Source organism: Pseudomonas sp. Sample_23 (assembly GCF_004307595.1).
GTDB classification, from domain to species: domain Bacteria; phylum Pseudomonadota; class Gammaproteobacteria; order Pseudomonadales; family Pseudomonadaceae; genus Aquipseudomonas; species Aquipseudomonas atacamensis.
The window spans coordinates 1-16,599 of the sequence record NZ_RCNX01000098.1 but is presented as its reverse complement, the minus strand read 5'-3'; the positions used below and the strand labels follow the sequence as shown (position 1 = coordinate 16,599).

18 protein-coding genes are annotated in these 16,599 nt (G+C 61.7%); 10 read left to right on the top strand and 8 right to left on the bottom strand.

From position 1 onward, the window contains the following. Nucleotides 1-63: 63 nt before the first annotated feature. The 3 genes from ctaD (at nucleotide 64) to D8U82_RS25990 (ending at nucleotide 3,250) form a co-directional block, all read left to right on the top strand. Entirely contained in the window at nucleotides 64-1,650 is a 1,587-nt protein-coding gene (gene ctaD, locus D8U82_RS26000; RefSeq protein WP_016772327.1) for a cytochrome c oxidase subunit I, read from the top strand. A gap of 135 nt (nucleotides 1,651-1,785) precedes the next feature. Further along, the gene (locus tag D8U82_RS25995; protein ID WP_071173968.1) at nucleotides 1,786-2,337 is read left to right on the top strand and encodes a cytochrome c oxidase assembly protein; all 552 of its coding nucleotides are present in this window, start codon (nucleotides 1,786-1,788) and stop codon (nucleotides 2,335-2,337) included. 25 nt (nucleotides 2,338-2,362) lie between these two features. Then, nucleotides 2,363-3,250, top strand: coding sequence for a cytochrome c oxidase subunit 3 (locus D8U82_RS25990; protein WP_016772329.1), 888 nt, complete (start codon nucleotides 2,363-2,365; stop codon nucleotides 3,248-3,250). Nucleotides 3,251-3,259: 9 nt separating this feature from the next. On the opposite strand, the gene D8U82_RS25985 is transcribed toward D8U82_RS25990, so the two are convergent. Further along, complete coding sequence (locus tag D8U82_RS25985) at nucleotides 3,260-3,463, bottom strand: twin transmembrane helix small protein (RefSeq protein WP_016772330.1); 204 nt, start codon at nucleotides 3,461-3,463, stop codon at nucleotides 3,260-3,262. Between the two features lie 70 nt (nucleotides 3,464-3,533). Here D8U82_RS25985 and D8U82_RS25980 point away from each other — a divergent pair, with 70 nt between their 5' ends. Genes D8U82_RS25980 through D8U82_RS25960 form a run of 5 tightly spaced genes read left to right on the top strand, consistent with a single transcriptional unit; the run spans nucleotide 3,534 to nucleotide 7,442 of the window. After that, nucleotides 3,534-4,274, top strand: coding sequence for an SURF1 family protein (locus D8U82_RS25980; RefSeq protein WP_125927301.1), 741 nt, complete (start codon nucleotides 3,534-3,536; stop codon nucleotides 4,272-4,274). Continuing rightward, on the top strand, nucleotides 4,240-4,833 hold the full coding sequence (locus D8U82_RS25975) for a hypothetical protein (protein WP_056791251.1): 594 nt from the start codon (nucleotides 4,240-4,242) through the stop codon (nucleotides 4,831-4,833). The genes D8U82_RS25980 and D8U82_RS25975 overlap by 35 nt, the downstream gene beginning before the upstream one ends. A 10-nt stretch (nucleotides 4,834-4,843) precedes the next feature. Next, the gene (locus D8U82_RS25970; RefSeq protein ID WP_125927302.1) at nucleotides 4,844-5,923 is read left to right on the top strand and encodes a COX15/CtaA family protein; all 1,080 of its coding nucleotides are present in this window, start codon (nucleotides 4,844-4,846) and stop codon (nucleotides 5,921-5,923) included. Continuing rightward, a complete protein-coding gene (gene cyoE / locus D8U82_RS25965; protein WP_125927303.1) occupies nucleotides 5,911-6,810 on the top strand; it encodes a heme o synthase in 900 nt (299 codons plus the stop codon). Before D8U82_RS25970 ends, cyoE begins: the two co-directional genes overlap by 13 nt. Beyond that, nucleotides 6,807-7,442, top strand: a complete 636-nt coding sequence (locus D8U82_RS25960) for an SCO family protein (protein ID WP_076564836.1) — start codon at nucleotides 6,807-6,809, stop codon at nucleotides 7,440-7,442. Before cyoE ends, D8U82_RS25960 begins: the two co-directional genes overlap by 4 nt. 253 nt (nucleotides 7,443-7,695) lie before the next feature. Here D8U82_RS25960 and D8U82_RS25955 read toward each other — a convergent pair whose 3' ends face one another. The 3 genes from D8U82_RS25955 to D8U82_RS25945 all read right to left on the bottom strand — a co-directional run bounded on the left by D8U82_RS25955 (nucleotide 7,696) and on the right by D8U82_RS25945 (nucleotide 10,254). Then, entirely contained in the window at nucleotides 7,696-8,466 is a 771-nt protein-coding gene (locus tag D8U82_RS25955; RefSeq protein ID WP_016772336.1) for a MetQ/NlpA family ABC transporter substrate-binding protein, read from the bottom strand. A 64-nt stretch (nucleotides 8,467-8,530) separates the two neighbouring features. After that, nucleotides 8,531-9,241, bottom strand: coding sequence for a methionine ABC transporter permease (locus tag D8U82_RS25950; protein WP_172834041.1), 711 nt, complete (start codon nucleotides 9,239-9,241; stop codon nucleotides 8,531-8,533). A 5-nt stretch (nucleotides 9,242-9,246) separates the two neighbouring features. Beyond that, a complete protein-coding gene (locus D8U82_RS25945; protein ID WP_073470783.1) occupies nucleotides 9,247-10,254 on the bottom strand; it encodes a methionine ABC transporter ATP-binding protein in 1,008 nt (335 codons plus the stop codon). Between the two features lie 263 nt (nucleotides 10,255-10,517). Between D8U82_RS25945 and katE the strand changes: the two genes are divergently transcribed. Further along, nucleotides 10,518-12,659 (top strand): catalase HPII, encoded by a 2,142-nt coding sequence (gene katE / locus D8U82_RS25940; protein ID WP_130903243.1) that lies wholly within the window; start codon nucleotides 10,518-10,520, stop codon nucleotides 12,657-12,659. An 80-nt stretch (nucleotides 12,660-12,739) separates the two neighbouring features. Here katE and D8U82_RS25935 read toward each other — a convergent pair whose 3' ends face one another. The 4 genes from D8U82_RS25935 to D8U82_RS25920 are packed head-to-tail and all read right to left on the bottom strand — an operon-like array spanning nucleotide 12,740 to nucleotide 15,548. Next, nucleotides 12,740-13,453 carry a PA5502 family lipoprotein gene (locus D8U82_RS25935; protein WP_016772339.1) on the bottom strand — a complete coding sequence of 238 codons (714 nt, stop codon included), beginning with the start codon at nucleotides 13,451-13,453 and terminating at the stop codon, nucleotides 12,740-12,742. Nucleotides 13,454-13,490: 37 nt separating this feature from the next. Continuing rightward, entirely contained in the window at nucleotides 13,491-14,279 is a 789-nt protein-coding gene (gene znuB / locus D8U82_RS25930; protein ID WP_016772340.1) for a zinc ABC transporter permease subunit ZnuB, read from the bottom strand. After that, nucleotides 14,272-15,057, bottom strand: coding sequence for a zinc ABC transporter ATP-binding protein ZnuC (gene znuC / locus D8U82_RS25925; RefSeq protein ID WP_130903242.1), 786 nt, complete (start codon nucleotides 15,055-15,057; stop codon nucleotides 14,272-14,274). The genes znuB and znuC overlap by 8 nt, the downstream gene beginning before the upstream one ends. Next, nucleotides 15,057-15,548 (bottom strand): Fur family transcriptional regulator, encoded by a 492-nt coding sequence (locus D8U82_RS25920; RefSeq protein ID WP_125927305.1) that lies wholly within the window; start codon nucleotides 15,546-15,548, stop codon nucleotides 15,057-15,059. Before D8U82_RS25920 ends, znuC begins: the two co-directional genes overlap by 1 nt. A 66-nt stretch (nucleotides 15,549-15,614) precedes the next feature. Between D8U82_RS25920 and D8U82_RS25915 the strand changes: the two genes are divergently transcribed. Continuing rightward, nucleotides 15,615-16,535 (top strand): zinc ABC transporter substrate-binding protein, encoded by a 921-nt coding sequence (locus tag D8U82_RS25915; protein WP_125927306.1) that lies wholly within the window; start codon nucleotides 15,615-15,617, stop codon nucleotides 16,533-16,535. The last annotated feature ends 64 nt before the right edge of the window (nucleotides 16,536-16,599 follow it).

Genomic DNA, 16,599 nt, shown 5'->3' with positions numbered 1-16,599 from the left:
AGTGAACCGGTCGGGGCAGCGCGCTCCGGCCCGCCCCGTCCACTTTCGTGAAGGAGACCGGCCATGAGCGCTGTCATCGATGACCACGGTCACGCCGACCACGCCCACGGCCCCGCCAAAGGCCTGATGCGCTGGGTGCTGACCACCAACCACAAGGACATCGGCACGCTGTACCTGTGGTTTGCCTTCTGCATGTTCCTGCTCGGCGGCTCGTTCGCCATGGTCATTCGCGCCGAGCTGTTCCAGCCCGGCCTGCAGATCGTGCAGCCGGAATTCTTCAACCAGATGACCACCATGCACGGTCTGGTCATGGTGTTCGGCGCGGTGATGCCGGCATTCGTCGGCCTCGCCAACTGGATGATTCCGCTGATGGTCGGCGCGCCGGACATGGCCCTGCCACGGATGAACAACTTCAGCTTCTGGCTGTTGCCGGCGGCGTTTCTGCTGCTGGTCTCGACGCTGTTCACCCCGGGTGGCGGGCCAAATTTCGGCTGGACCTTTTATGCGCCGCTGTCGACGACCTACGCGCCGGAAAGCGTGACGTTCTTCATCTTCGCCATCCACTTGATGGGCATCAGTTCGATCATGGGCGCGATCAACGTAGTCGCGACCATCCTCAACCTGCGCGCGCCCGGCATGACCCTGATGAAAATGCCACTGTTCGTCTGGACCTGGCTGATCACCGCGTTTCTGCTGATCGCAGTGATGCCGGTGCTGGCCGGCTGCGTGACGATGATGCTCATGGATATTCACTTCGGCACCAGTTTCTTCAGTGCTGCCGGCGGCGGTGACCCGGTGCTGTTCCAGCATGTATTCTGGTTCTTCGGCCACCCCGAGGTGTACATCATGATCCTGCCGGCGTTCGGCGCGGTCAGCCAGATCATCCCGACCTTCGCGCGCAAGCCGCTGTTCGGCTACACCTCGATGGTCTATGCCACGGCGAGCATCGCGTTCCTGTCGTTCATCGTCTGGGCGCACCACATGTTCGTGGTCGGCATCCCGCTGGTGGGCGAGCTGTTCTTCATGTACGCGACCATGCTGATCGCCGTGCCTACGGGTGTGAAAGTGTTCAACTGGGCGAGCACCATGTGGCAAGGCTCGATGACCTTCGAGACACCGATGCTGTTTGCCGTGGCGTTCGTCATCCTGTTCTCGATTGGCGGTTTCTCCGGGCTGATGCTGGCGATCGCCCCAGCGGACTTCCAGTATCAGGACACCTACTTTGTCGTCGCGCATTTCCACTATGTGCTGGTACCGGGGGCGATCTTCGGCATCTTCGCCTCGGCTTATTACTGGCTGCCGAAGTGGACCGGGCACATGTACGACGAAACCCTCGGCAAGCTGCACTTCTGGCTGTCGTTCGTCGGCATGAACCTGACCTTCTTCCCGATGCACTTCGTCGGTCTTGCGGGAATGCCGCGACGGATTCCGGACTACAACCTGCAGTTCGCCGATTTCAACATGGTCTCGTCGATCGGCGCATTCATGTTCGGCGCCACGCAGATCTTCTTCCTGTTCATCGTCATCAAGACCATCCGTGGCGGCGCACCGGCCCCGGCGAAACCGTGGGACGGTGCCGAAGGGCTGGAGTGGAGCGTGCCGTCGCCAGCGCCGTATCACACCTTCACCACGCCGCCGGAAGTGAAATGAACACCTGCTGTTTTTTGCAATGTGTGCAGAGGCACAGATCCCCAGTGGATGCTCACAGATCTCCTGTGGATGTACACAGATCCCCTCTCCACAAAAGCTTCACCGGCCACCAGGGAACACGAGGAAACATGAATCATGGCTGACTCGATCTCGCTGAAGAAACTCGTCACCCGCCTGCTGCTGGTGGTGGTGGCGATGTTTGTCTTCGGTTTTGCCTTGGTGCCGATCTACGACGTGATGTGCAAAGCCTTCGGCATCAACGGCAAGACCGGCAGCCAGTACTCAGGCGAGCAAGTGGTCGACACCTCCCGCCAGGTGCGCGTGCAGTTTCTCTCGACCAACACCGCCGACATGCCGTGGGACTTTTACCCGAAACACGACGAGCTGACCGCCAACCCCGGCGCGGTCAACGAAATGGTGTTCATCGCGCGCAATCCCACCGACAAACCGATGAGCGCGCAAGCGGTGCCGAGCATCGCGCCGAGCAACGCGGCGGCGTTTTTCCACAAGACCGAATGCTTTTGTTTTACCCAGCAGGTGCTGCAGCCCGGTGAACAGATCGAAATGCCGGTGCGTTTCATCGTTGACCGCGACATGCCCAAGGAAGTGAAGCACCTGACGCTGTCCTACACGCTGTTCGATATCACCGCCCGACATCCGCCGGTGGCTGTTAACACTGGCGGTTGAGCGTGGCCGATAAGGAGAACAATAAATGGCAACTCATGAGCATTATTACGTCCCGGCCCAGAGCAAATGGCCGATCATCGCCACGCTCGGGATGTTCGTCACCGTGTACGGCCTCGCCACCTGGTTCAACGATCTCAAGGCCGCACGCCCGGATTCCCACGGCCCACTGATCTTTTTCGTCGGTGGCCTGCTGCTGGCGTACATGCTGTTCGGCTGGTTCGGTGCGGTGATCAAGGAAAGTCGCGCGGGGCTGTACAGCCCACAGCTGGACCGCTCGTTCCGCTGGGGCATGAGCTGGTTCATCTTTTCCGAGGTGATGTTCTTCGTCGCCTTCTTCGGCGCACTGTTCTATATCCGCGTCGTGTCGGCACCGGGGCTGGCCGGCGAAGGCAGCAAGGGCCTGTCGGAAATGCTCTGGCCGAACTTCGAATATGTCTGGCCGTTGCTGAACAACCCCGACCCGAAACTGTTCCCACCGCCCAAGGATGTCATCAGCCCTTGGGGCCTGCCGCTGCTCAACACGATCCTGCTGGTCAGCTCCAGCGTGACCATCACCATCGCCCACCATGCGCTGAAGAAAGGCCATCGCGGCGCACTGAAACTGTGGCTGGCGATTACCGTACTGCTGGGCATCGCGTTCCTCGGCTTCCAGGCCGAGGAATACATTCACGCCTACCAAGAGCTGGGGCTGACCCTCGGCTCGGGCATCTACGGCGCGACGTTCTTCATGCTTACCGGCTTCCACGGCGCCCACGTGACCATCGGCACGATCATCCTGTTCGTGATGCTGATGCGCATCATGAAAGGCCATTTCGACAACGAGCACCAGTTCGGTTTCGAAGCGGCGAGCTGGTATTGGCACTTCGTCGACGTGGTCTGGATCGGCTTGTTCTTCTTCGTTTACGTCCTCTGACTGCTGGCGCTACCAAGGCGCATGGGACACCAACTGGCCGCTGTAGAAACCCCAGGCCATCAGGCCGACGGTGACCACGGCCAGTGCCACCCGAACACTCAAGGCGATGACCAGCCGATTGGAGCTGCTGTCGTCCTTGACCAGGAAAAACAGGCCGCTGAACAGGCTGACGACCGTGGCAATCAGCATCAGGACGATCGCTGCTTTGAACATGGCAAGACTCCGGGGGACAGGCGATGCACTTGAGTATAGCGATCGCGATGACTGACTTTATGGCGCGCCCATGAAGCGCTTTCGCCCGGGCGTGATTCCTACTGTCGTGGTGGCGCTGTTGCTGCCGCTGATGGTTGCACTGGGCTTCTGGCAACTGGGCCGGGGGGCGGAGAAAACCGCGCTGCTGGCCAGTTATGCCGAACGTCGCGTGGCCGAACCGCTGGCCAGCAGTGAACTGCTCGCCAGCGCCGACCCGGCTTACCGCCGCGTGCGCCTGCACGGCCAGTTCGACCCCGCCCATACCCTGTTGCTCGACAACCGCCAGCGTGGCGGCAAGGTCGGCGTCGAATTGCTGCAACCGTTTCAGGATCAACGCAGCGGTCTGTGGCTGCTGGTCAATCGCGGCTGGCTGCCATGGCCCGATCGACGCGTGCCACCGCAATTCACGACACCGGCCGAGGCGCTGACGCTCGACGCCTGGGTCTATGTCGCCCCCGGCGCAACGTTCCAGTTGCACGCCGATCCGGTCAGCCATGTCTGGCCGCAAACCATTACCGCCGTCGAGCCGGGCAAATTGTGGCAAACCCTGGAGCGCGACGGCTTCGCCTACGAATTACGCGCCGAACCCGGCCCGGCCAGCTACCAGACCGATTGGCCGGTAGTCGCGATGGGCCCGGAAAAACACCTCGGCTACGCCGTGCAATGGTTCGCCATGGCCACGGCGTTGCTCGGGCTCTACCTCTATTTCGGCTGGCACCACGCAAAGGAGAAACGCCATGGGAAGCGCCATGAATCCACCCAGCATGTCTGAGGCCAAACCCGTTCCGAGCCGCCGGCGCGGGCGCATTCAATTGTTGCTGATCGTGCTTGGCGTGGTCGGGCCGATGCTGCTCGCCACCGGCATGTACAAATTGCAGTTCTGGGTGCCGGAAGGACGCAGCTACCACGGCGAGCTGATCGGCAACGGCCAGACCCGCGCCGACCTCGGCGTGCAGGCCGATGAGCAGCGCTGGCAGATTCTGGTCACGGCGCCGAAGGATTGTGCCGTCGATTGCCAGCAACTGGTTTATCTGGCGCGGCAGATCCAGATCAGCCTCGGCCGCGAAGCCGGGCGCGCCAGCCACGCCCTCGCCGCCGCGCAACCACTGAGCGCTGATTACGCCGCAAAACTCGACCGTGAATATCCGCAGTTGCAGCGCTATCCGCTGGATGCCGGGGTGTTCGCCAGGACCACCGGCGATAAAGCTGTGCCGCAGCTGTGGATCGTCGACCCGCACGGCAATCTGGTGCTGCGTTACGAGCCGAATGTGAAGGGCAAGGATCTGCTTAACGACCTGCGGCATCTGCTGAAACTGTCGAACATCGGATGAGGGCATCGTCATGGCCAAACCTGGATTTCGCCTCGCGCTGTTTGCCACCCTGCTGGCGCTGATTGTCGTGCTGCTCGGCGCCTACACCCGCCTGACCCACGCCGGCCTCGGCTGCCCGGACTGGCCAGGCTGCTACGGCTTTATCAGCGTGCCGAAAAGCGAGGCGCAACTGGCCCATGCCGAACTGCATTTCCCTGACGCGCCAGTGGAGGCGCACAAGGGCTGGAACGAGATGATCCACCGCTACTTCGCCGGCACCCTCGGCTTGCTGATTTCAGTTTTGGCCGGGCGCGCCTGGGTCAACCGGCGCCATCCGGGCCAGCCGGTGAAACTGCCGCTGTTTCTGCTGGCGGTGGTCATCGCCCAAGCGGCGTTCGGTATGTGGACGGTGACGCTCAAGCTTTGGCCGCAAGTGGTCACCGGGCATTTGCTCGGCGGCTTTGCCACGTTGAGTCTGCTGTTCCTGCTGACGCTGAGGTTGTCCGGCGTGCTGCCGGCGCTGACCGTACCCAAGCGCCTGCAATACTGGGCGACGGCGGGCCTGCTGCTGGTGATCGGCCAGATCGCCTTGGGCGGCTGGGTCAGTTCCAACTACGCAGCGGTGGCCTGCATCGACTTCCCCACCTGCCACGGCCAATGGCTGCCGCCGGCGGACTTCGCCAACGGTTTCCACCTGACCCAGCACATCGGCCCGAATTATCTCGGCGGACAACTCGATAGCGATGCGCGCACGGCGATTCATCTGACCCACCGCATCGGCGCTCTGCTGGTGACGGTCGTGCTGCTCGGTCTGGCGTGGCAGTTGAAAGCGGTAGGCATGACCCGATTGGCCGGATTGCTGCTGATCGCCCTTGCCGCGCAGATCACCCTCGGCATCAGCAACGTACTGTTTCATCTACCGCTGCCAGTGGCCGTCGCCCATAACGCTGGCGGTGCGGCGCTGTTGCTGACTCTGGTGCTGGTCAACTATCACGCGCGCACCAGCCTGTTGCGGGTGAACCAACCGGTGCTGGCGCGCTGGCGCTTGAGTGCGCACAAACCTGTCGTCGCGCCCATCGCATTGAAAGGAGAAACGCCATGGCGAGTCTGATCGGCGAGCGTGCAGCGCAAGCGCTGTGGCGCGATTATCTGGAGCTGACCAAACCGAAAGTCGTGGTGCTGATGCTGATCACCTCGCTGGTCGGCATGTTCCTCGCTACCCGCGCCGGCGTGCCGTGGACAGTGCTGGTGTTTGGCAATCTGGGCATTGCCTTGTGCGCCGGCGGTGCGGCGGCGGTCAATCATGTGGTCGATCGGCGCATTGATGCGGTAATGGCGCGCACGCACAAACGGCCGCTGGCCGAAGGCCGGGTTTCACCTGTGGCGGCGCTGACCTTCGCCCTGGTGCTGGCATTGCTCGGCCAGGCGCTGCTGCTGACCTTCACCAATCAGCTGACCGCTTGGCTGACTCTCGCCTCGCTGCTCGGTTACGCGGTGGTCTACACCGGTTTCCTCAAACGCGCGACGCCGCAGAACATCGTCATCGGCGGCCTCGCCGGTGCCGCGCCACCGCTGCTGGGCTGGACTGCCGCCACCGGCCATGTCAGCGCCGAACCGCTGTTGCTGGTGCTGATCATCTTCGCTTGGACCCCGCCGCACTTCTGGGCACTGGCGATTCATCGCAAGGAGGAATACGCCAAGGCCGACATTCCGATGCTGCCGGTGACCCATGGCGAGCACTACACCAAAGTGCACATTCTGCTGTACACCTTTGCGTTGCTGGCAGTGAGCCTCTTGCCCTACGTGATTCACATGAGCGGCGTGCTGTATCTGGTCTGTGCGCTGGCGTTGGGCGCGAGGTTTCTGCAATGGGCCGTGGTGCTGTACCGTGGCACTCGGCCGCACGCGGCGATCAACACCTTCAAGTACTCTATTTATTACTTGTTCCTGTTGTTCATCGCCCTGCTCGTAGACCACTACTTACTGTTGAACCTATGACCCGAACCCAGAAAACCGTCTTCATCCTCGTCGCCGTGATCGCGCTGATCCTCGGGCTTACCGTGAATAAAGTGCTGAACGGCAAAGGCCAGGGCGACCCGACTGCGCTGATCGACGCCGGGATCATCCTGCTGCCGCAGAGCCGCAACCTGCCGGACGTGACCATGACCGATCAGGACGGCAAACCGGTTGCCATCGATGAGCTGAAAGGCAAGTGGAGTCTGTTGTTCTTCGGCTACACCTTCTGCCCGGACATCTGCCCGACCACCCTGGCGCAACTGCGGCAGATCAAGAGTGAATTGCCGAAAGAGGCTGTGGATAAATTGCAGATCGTGCTGGTCAGCGTTGACCCCAACCGCGACACGCCGAAGCAGTTGAAGCAGTACCTGGGCTATTTCGATCCGCAGTTCATAGGCCTGACGCCTTCATCTATCGAGGAACTGCAGAAGGTGGCGAACGCGGTGAGCATTCCGTTCATTCCCGCCGATACCAGCAAGCCGAATTACACCGTGGATCACAGCGGCAATCTCGCCGTGATCGGCCCGGACGGCACGCAGCGCGGGTTTATTCGCGCGCCGTTGAACAATGCCAAGCTGGTGGCGCAGTTGCCGGCGATGCTTGAGCGCAAGTGACAGTTCAAAAGCTAAAAAGCCCCTCACCCTAACCCTCTCCCAGAGGGAGAGGGGACTGACCGAGGTGTTTATTCGAATTGCGCCGACCTGCAATTGTGAGTCGATCTCAGGCTCGAAAAGCTTGAAGGTCGGCCCCCTCTCCCTCGGGAGAGGGCTGGGGTGAGGGGAAGCTTCAAGGCAGGTCGCAAGCCAGGCACCAGACACAAAAAAGGGGACGCCATTGGCGTCCCCTTTTTCATTGCAGCAACCTGATTCAGAACGCCGGCAACACCGCGCCTTTGTACTTCTCGGTAATGAACTGCTTCACTTCCGGGCTGTGCAGCGCAGCAGCCAGTTTCTTCATCGCGTCGCTGTCCTTGTTGTCCGCGCGGGACACGAGGATGTTCACGTACGGCGAGTCGTTGCCTTCGATCACCAGCGCATCCTTGGACGGATCAAGCTTGGCTTCCAGCGCGTAGTTGGTGTTGATCAGCGCCAGATCAACCTGAGTCAGCACGCGCGGGATGGTCGCGGCTTCCAGTTCACGGATCTTCAGGTCTTTCGGATTCTCGGCGATGTCTTTGACGGTCGACAGGATGTTTTTTGAATCCTTGAGCTTGATCACGCCAGCCTTGTCCAGCAGCAACAGCGCACGGCCGCCGTTGGTGGCGTCGTTCGGGATCACCACGTTGGCACCACCGGGCAGGTCCTTCAGATCCTTGAGCTTGCTCGAATAAGCACCCAGCGGCTCCAGGTGCACGCCGGTCACGGCGACGAGGCTGGTGCCCTTGGCCTTGTTGAACTCATCGAGGTACGGCTGGTGCTGGAAGAAGTTGGCGTCCAGACGCTTTTCAGCGACCTGTACGTTCGGCTGAATGTAGTCGGTGAAGACCTTGACCTTCAGATCCACGCCTTCCTTGGCCAGGGCCGGTTTGACGAATTCGAGGATTTCCGCGTGCGGCACCGGGGTGGCGGCAACGGTCAGAGTCTCGGCGTGGGCCGAAAACGCCGCAACAGCGGCGAAAGCAGCGATCAGTTTTTTCATTCAGCTAACTCCTTGTGAGGGCGCCCGCCAGCGAATGGCCCGCGCCTCTTGATTAAAAAACCGCTTATTTGCGCGAGAAATGCACGACCAGACGGTCGCCAACCATTTGCAGCACTTGCACCAGAATCAACAGCAGCACCACGGTGACGATCATCACGTCAGTCTGGAAACGCTGGTAGCCGAAACGGATCGCCAGGTCGCCCAGACCACCGGCGCCGACCACACCGGCCATCGCCGTGTAGGACACCAGTGTAATCGCTGTCACCGTAATCGCTGCGAAGATGCCCGGACGGGCTTCCGGCAGCAAGGCGTTCATGATGATCTGCCGCGTGGTCGCGCCCATCGACTGGGTCGCTTCGATGATGCCGCGATCAACTTCGCGCAGCGCGGTTTCCACCAGACGCGCGAAGAACGGCGTGGCGCCCACCACCAGCGGCGGGATCGCCCCGGCCACACCCAGCGAGGTGCCGGTGATCAGCACGGTGAACGGGATCATCACGATCAGCAGAATGATGAACGGCAGCGAACGCAAGATGTTCACCATAACCGACAGGACTGCATAGAGACCCCGGTTCTCCAGCAACTGACGCGGGCTGCAGAGAAACAGCAGCACGCCCAGCGGCAGGCCGAGCAGCACGGTGAACAGCAGCGAACCGCCGAGCATCAGCATGGTGTCGTTGGTGGCGAGGCCGATTTCAAGCCAGTCGATGTTCTGAAAGAACAGTTTGATGGCTTCTATCGCGGCGTCGTATTGCTTGATTGCAGCGTCAAACATTTCCATTAGCGCAACACCTCCATGTGAACGTCAGCGGCGGTGAAGCGGGCAAACGCCGCTTCCATGTCGCCACCGGTGACAGCGAGGGTCAGTTGCCCGTACGGAATGTCTTTGATGCGGTCGATGCGACCGGCGAGGATGCTGTAGTCGACGCCGGTTTCCCGGGCGACGGTGCCGAGCAACGGCGCGTAGGTCGCTTCGCCCTGGAAGGTCAGACGCACGATACGCCCCGGCACGTGGGCGAAATCGTCACGCTGTTCGCTCTCGTCGATCTGCTCGCTTTCCTGGACGAAACGCTTGGTGGTCGGGTGCTGCGGATGCAGGAACACATCGGCCACCGGACCCTGCTCGACGATCACGCCGGCGTCCATCACCGCGACCTGATCGCAGACGCGCCGGATCACGTCCATCTCGTGGGTGATCAGGACGATGGTCAGTTTCAGTTCGCGGTTGATTTCGGCCAGCAGTTGCAGGACCGATGCCGTGGTCTGCGGGTCGAGGGCGCTGGTGGCCTCGTCGCACAGCAGAATTTTCGGCTTGGTCGCCAGCGCACGGGCAATGCCGACGCGTTGCTTCTGACCGCCGGACAATTGCGCCGGGTACTTTTTCGCGTGGTCGGACAGACCGACCCGCGCCAGCAGCTCGGCCACGCGATGGTTGATTTCGCTGCTCGACAACTCACCGGCCAGGGTCAGCGGCAGGGCCACGTTGTCGGCGACGGTCTTGGAGGCGAGCAGGTTGAAGTGCTGGAAGATCATCCCGACCTGCTGGCGGAAACGGCGCAGGCCGTTGGCGTCCAGTGCGGTGACTTCTTCGCCGTCGACGATGATCTTGCCGCCACTGGAATCTTCCAGACGATTGATCAGCCGCAGCAGGGTACTTTTGCCCGCACCGGAATGGCCAATCAGGCCGAACACCTGGCCGTTCTCGATGGCGAGACTGGTCGGGTGCAGCGCGGGAATATCCTTACCGGCGACGCGGTAAGTCTTGTGGACGTTTTGAAACTCGATCACGTAGCGAACCTTGTGGGGCGCGTTGGAAAAGGATCAGCGGTTAGCCGGGCGCGCATTTTAGCCTGTCCGTATAGAGGTTCTTAGCATTTATTTCGCAATTAACCTTCGATTTGGCAATAACAAGATCAAAGGTCATAAAAAAGGAACGCTCCGAGCGCCTCATCAGTCACTAGTTAAGCGACTTGAAACCCTGGGTGCCGTGCCCGGGAATCACTCAAGGGTCTGCGGAAGGCATCCGGGGCCAAACGAGGAGTTTACGTCTGATGAGCATCAAAAAGCCTGCACCTGCTAAAAGCGAAATGGCCGGGACCGACACCCCGGATCGCGCCAACACCAATGCCAAGCTCGACAGCCTGGAAGAATTCCGTTCCGACGCCACCGGTCAGGCACTGCGCACCAATCAGGGCGTGAAGATCGCCGACAACCAGAACACCCTCAAAGCCGGGCCGCGCGGGCCGTCGCTGCTGGAAGACTTCATCATGCGTGAAAAGATCACGCACTTTGACCATGAGCGCATTCCAGAGCGCATCGTCCATGCGCGCGGTACCGGCGCCCACGGTTTCTTTCAGACCTACGAGAACCATGCAGCACTGACCAAGGCCGGCTTCCTACAGGATCCGGGCAAGAGGACGCCAGTGTTCGTGCGCTTTTCCACGGTGCAGGGGCCACGTGGTTCCGGCGATACCGTGCGTGACGTGCGTGGCTTTGCGGTGAAATTTTTTACCGATGAAGGCAACTTCGACCTGGTCGGCAACAACATGCCGGTGTTCTTCATTCAGGACGCGATCAAGTTCCCGGACTTCGTCCACGCGGTGAAACCCGAGCCGCACAACGAAATTCCCACCGGCGGCTCGGCTCACGACACGTTCTGGGACTTCGTCTCGCTGGTGCCGGAATCGGCGCACATGGTCATCTGGGCGATGTCCGACCGGGCGATCCCGAAAAGCCTGCGCAGCATGCAGGGCTTTGGCGTACACACCTTCCGCCTGATCAACGCCGAGGGCAAATCACGCTTCGTCAAATTCCACTGGCGCCCTACCGCCGGCACTTGCTCGCTGGTGTGGGACGAGGCGCAGAAGCTCGCCGGTAAAGACACCGACTACCATCGTCGCGACCTGTGGGAAGCGATCGAGATGGGCGACTACCCGGAGTGGGAACTGGGCGTGCAGATCGTCGAAGAAGAGAACGAACACGACTTTGATTTCGACATTCTCGACCCGACCAAGATCATCCCCGAAGAAATCGTCCCGATTACGCCGCTGGGCAAAATGACCCTGAACCGCAACCCGGACAACTTCTTCGCCGAAACCGAGCAGGTCGCCTTCTGCCCTGGCCACATCGTGCCAGGCATCGACTTCTCCAATGACCCGCTGCTGCAAGGTCGGCTGTTTTCCTACACCGATACGCAGATCAGCCGACTCGGCGGGCCGAACTTCCATGAGCTGCCGATCAACCGTCCGGTGGCGCCGTTCCACAACGGCCAGCGTGACGCGCAGCACCGCACCACCATCGACAAGGGCCGCGCTTCTTACGAGCCAAACTCGATCGACGGCGGCTGGCCGAAAGAAACCCCGCCGGCGGCACAGGACGGTGGTTTCGAGAGCTACCCGGAGCGCATCGACGCAGCGAAGATCCGTCAGCGCAGCGAATCGTTCAGCGATCACTTCTCCCAGGCCCGCTTGTTCTTCAACAGCATGAGCGACCACGAGAAAGAGCACATCATCGCTGCCTACAGCTTCGAGCTGGGCAAGGTCGAGCGTGAGTTCATCCGTGCCCGTGAAGTGAACGAGATCCTTGCCAATATCGACCTGACCCTGGCCAAACGCGTGGCGGAAAACCTCGGCTTGCCGGCGCCAGCCAAAGGCACGGTCGAAGTGCGCAAGACCTCGCTGGAGCAATCGCCAGCGCTGAGCCAGGCCAACCTGCTGCCGGGCAATATCAAGACGCGCAAGGTGGCGATTCTCGCGGCCAACGGAGTTGATGCTGCGGCCATCGATGCGATGAAGAAAGCGCTGGAAGCCGAAGGCGCTCACGCAAAACTGCTCGGCCCGACCTCGGCGCCAGTGACAGCCGCTGACGGCAAGGCATTGCCGGTGGATGCGTCGATGGAAGGCATGCCGTCGATCGCTTTCGACGCGGTATTCGTGCCGGGTGGCGCGGCGTCGATTACTGCGTTGAGCGGTGATGGAGTGGCGTTGCATTACCTGCTGGAAGCGTACAAGCACCTGAAGGCGATCGCGCTGCACGGCGAGGCCAAGCAGTTGCAGGACTTGCTGAAGCTCGATGCGGATGCGGGGCTGTTGCAGGGCGCGGATGTGGGCGCGTTGACCAAGCCGTTCTTCGCCGCGATCGGCGAGCATCGGGTCTGGGCGCGAGAGCCTAAGGCCAAGGCGATTCCAGCGTAAAAGCAAAAGATCGCAGCCTTCGGCAGCTCCTACAGGATGTACTCAATCCCATGTAGGAGCTGCCGGAGGCTGCGATCTTTTTATGGCTTGCGCGGGCTTAAAACCATCTGCGCCGGCACTGTGCGCAAGATCTGCTTCTCGATCTGCAAATCAAAATCAGGATCGAGCTTCTTGACTCGCTTGCTCAGCAAGGTCGCCAGCCACGGATAATCCGCGGTGCGCGGCGCCTGGATGCTGACGGCGCATTCGTAATTCACTACATCGGCGGCGATCGCATCGAGTTGTCGTTGCAGCTTGTGAATATCGCCGATGTTCAACGCAACGGTGGTGCTCTCGGCGGTCGGATCGATGACCTTGGCTTTCGGCCTGGCTTCGGCAGCCAGCAGCGCGGCCTCAGCCTTTTCCAGCTCGGCCTTGCGCGCTTCGGTGATCGCGCCGTTGACGCCGCCGGTCAGCGCTGGCGCCTTGGGCATCAGAGCACGGGCGCGGCTGAGCGCGGTGGCGGCAGCGTTGACATCGCCCTTTTGCAGAACGATCTGGCTGCGGCGCAGGTACGCTTCGGCCAGCTGCCGCTGGTACTGCTCAAGGGACTGATCGTTGGGGGTCGCGGCCTGCAACGCGGCCAACTGGTCTTCGGCGGTGGCCAGTTCGCTGCTGGCCAGGCTTTGCTCCAGCTGTGCGATGGCCGTAGCCCGCGCATCCGGGACTTCAGCCACCGGCGGCGTGCTTTGGCAGGCGCCCAGCAGCACGGAAAATGCGACAAGGAGCAGATAACGGGAGGCGAACGGCTTCATTCCTGCGACTCTCTAATTGCGCAAAAAGCGGCCAAGTCTACACCCCACGACGGGGCAGAACAAAACTCAACAGAAACAGCGCGGCTGCCGTCACCACGATCGACGGCCCCGCCGGGGTGTCCTTGAACCACGACAACGCCAGCCCGCCGCACACCGCGAGCATGCCCAGCAGGCTCGCCCCCAAGGCCATCTGCTCCGGCGAACGGGCGTGACGCTGTGCCGCAGCCGCCGGAATGATCAGCAGCGAAGTGATCAGCAGCACCCCGACGATTTTCATCGCCACGGCGATCACCACCGCGATCAACAGCATCAGCGCCAAGCGCAAACCCGCAACCGGCAAGCCTTCGACCCGCGCCAGTTCTTCGTGCACGGTGACCGCCAGCAACGGCCGCCACAGCGTCACCAGCAACACCAGCACCGCCGCGGTGCCGCCGAGAATCCACGCCAGGTCGCTCGGACTGATTGCCAGCAAGTCGCCAAACAGATAGGCCATCAGGTCGATCCGCACTTCATGCATGAAGCTTAGTACCACCAAGCCGAGAGAGAGCGTGCTCGGTGCAAGAATTCCCAACAGCGTGTCGGACGCCAGCGGCTGGCGCTGTTGCAGTGTCACCAAGAGCACCGCCAGCAGCAGGCAACCGACCGTCACCGCCACCGTCGGGCTGACGTCCAGCAGAAAGCCCAGCGCCACGCCGAGCAACGCAGCGTGGGACAGCGTATCGCCGAAATAGGCCATGCGCCGCCACACCACAAACGAGCCGAGCGGTCCGGCCACCAGCGCCAGGGCCAGACCTGCAAGCAGGGCATACAAAAGAAAATCAGCCATGCTTGCAGCCGTCTCCATGAACATGAGGTTGCCCGCTGAGCGGGCCTTTGACCACCGAACCGTGCAGGTCGTGGGCGTGGTCGTGATGGTGGTGATAGATCGCCAGACTCGGCGCGTTCTTGCCGAACAGTTCGACGAATGCCGGATCGCCGCTGACCTGCTCGGGGTGCCCGGAGCAGCAGACGTGGCGGTTGAGGCAGACCACCTGATCGGTGGTGCTCATCACCAGATGCAAATCGTGCGACACCATCAGCACGCCGCAACCGTGGCGGTCGCGCAGCCGGGTGATCAGGCTGTACAGCTCGGCCTGCCCGGCCACGTCGACGCCCTGCACCGGCTCATCGAGCACCAGCAGCTCAGGCTCACGCAGCAGTGCCCGAGCCAGCAGCACGCGCTGCATTTCGCCGCCGGAAACGCTCTGCACCGGGCTGTCGATCACGTGTTCGGCGCCGACCTCCTTCAATGCGGCCAGGGCACGCGAACGATCGACGCCAGGCACCAGGCGCAGGAAGCGCAGCACTGACAGCGGCAGGGTCGGGTCGACATGCAGCTTCTGCGGCATGTAGCCGACGCGCAGTTTCGGTTTGCGCCAGACGCTGCCGCTGTTTGGCTTCAACAGCCCGAGCACGGCGCGTACCAGCGTGGTTTTGCCGGCGCCGTTGGGGCCGATCAGGGTGACGATCTGCCCCGGCTCGACGCTCAGCTCGATGTTGTCCAGCACGGTCTGCCCGGCAAACGTGACGGCGACCTGTTCCAGACGGATCAGCGCATTGCTCATCAGGCCCCCTGGCAACCGGCGCACAGGCCGACCACTTCGACGGTCTGCGCTTCGACGATGAAACCGACGTCTTTGGCGCTGCTGATGATCGCGTCGCTGATCACTTTTTGCTCAAGTTCGATGGCGGCGTGGCACTCGCGGCAGATCAGGAACTGGCCCTGATGCGCGTGTTCAGGATGCACGCAGCCAACGAAGGCGTTGAGCGACGAGATGCGATGGACCAGGCCGTTTTCCAGCAGGAAATCCAGTGCGCGGTACACCGTAGGCGGCGCGGCGCGGCGGCCGTCCTGCTCGCTGAGCACCGCGAGGATGTCGTAGGCACCCAGCGGCTTGTGGCTTTGCCAGACCAGTTCCAGCACGCGGCGGCGCAGGGCAGTCAGACGCAAACCTTTCTGCGCGCACAAGGTATCGGCCTCGGACAGAGCGCTGTGCACGCAATGGGAGTGGTCGTGGGGACGGCTGGCAATAGGGGTAATAGGGGTAATAGGCATGAGCGGCGACGAGATTTGCTGGAGACGTTATTATGTTACCCGTTCTCGCTTCCTTGAGTGGTCATCGTGTCCCGACTTTTTTCTGTTTTTGCGGCTTTTATTGCCACTTTTCTGCTGATCGGTACGGCTCAGGCCGAGGTCAAAGTGCTCACCAGCATCAAGCCGTTGCAGTTGATTGCCGCTGCCGTGCAGGACGGCGTGGCGATTCCCGAGGTGCTGCTGCCGCCGGGTGCCTCGCCGCACAATTACGCCCTGCGCCCGTCCGACGTACGGAAGGTGCAGTCGGTCGATCTGCTCTACTGGATCGGCCCGGACATGGAAGGTTTCCTGCCGCGCGTACTCGGCGGTCGCAGCCTGCCGAGCGTCGCGGTGCAGGATCTGCCTGGCCTCAACCTGAGGCATTTCGGCGCGGACAACCATTCCCATGCCGAAGAAGCCGACGAGCATGATCACGATCATCGCCCCGGCTCGCTGGATGCACATTTGTGGCTGTCACCGGTCAATGCGCGGGTGATCGCCGACAAAATGGCTGCCGACCTCAGCGCCGCCGACCCGGCCAATGCCCAGCGTTATCAGAGCAATGCCAAAGCCTTCGATGCACGTCTGGATGCGCTGGATCAGCGTTTGAAGAAGCGCCTGGCCAATGTCGAAGGCAAGCCGTACTTCGTCTTCCACGAAGCCTTCGATTATTTCGAAGACGCTTATGGGCTGAAGCACGCCGGGGTGTTCGCGGTGGCCGCCGAAGTACAACCCGGCGCCCAGCACGTCGCGGCGATGCGCAAGCGTTTGCAGGAAGTGGGCAAGACCTGTGTGTTCAGCGAACCGCCATTGCGTCCGCGCCTGGCGGAAACACTGGTGGCTGGCCTGCCGGTGAAGCTGGCGGAACTGGATGCGTTGGGCGGGTACACCCCGGCGACGGCTCAGGGCTATGAGCAGGTGTTGGAAAAGTTGGGCAATGATTTGGCGGGATGCCTGGAATCTCTGTAACCCCATAGAAAAAGATCGCAGCCTTCGGCAGCTCCTTGTATGTTCCCCACACACCAGCATGAAT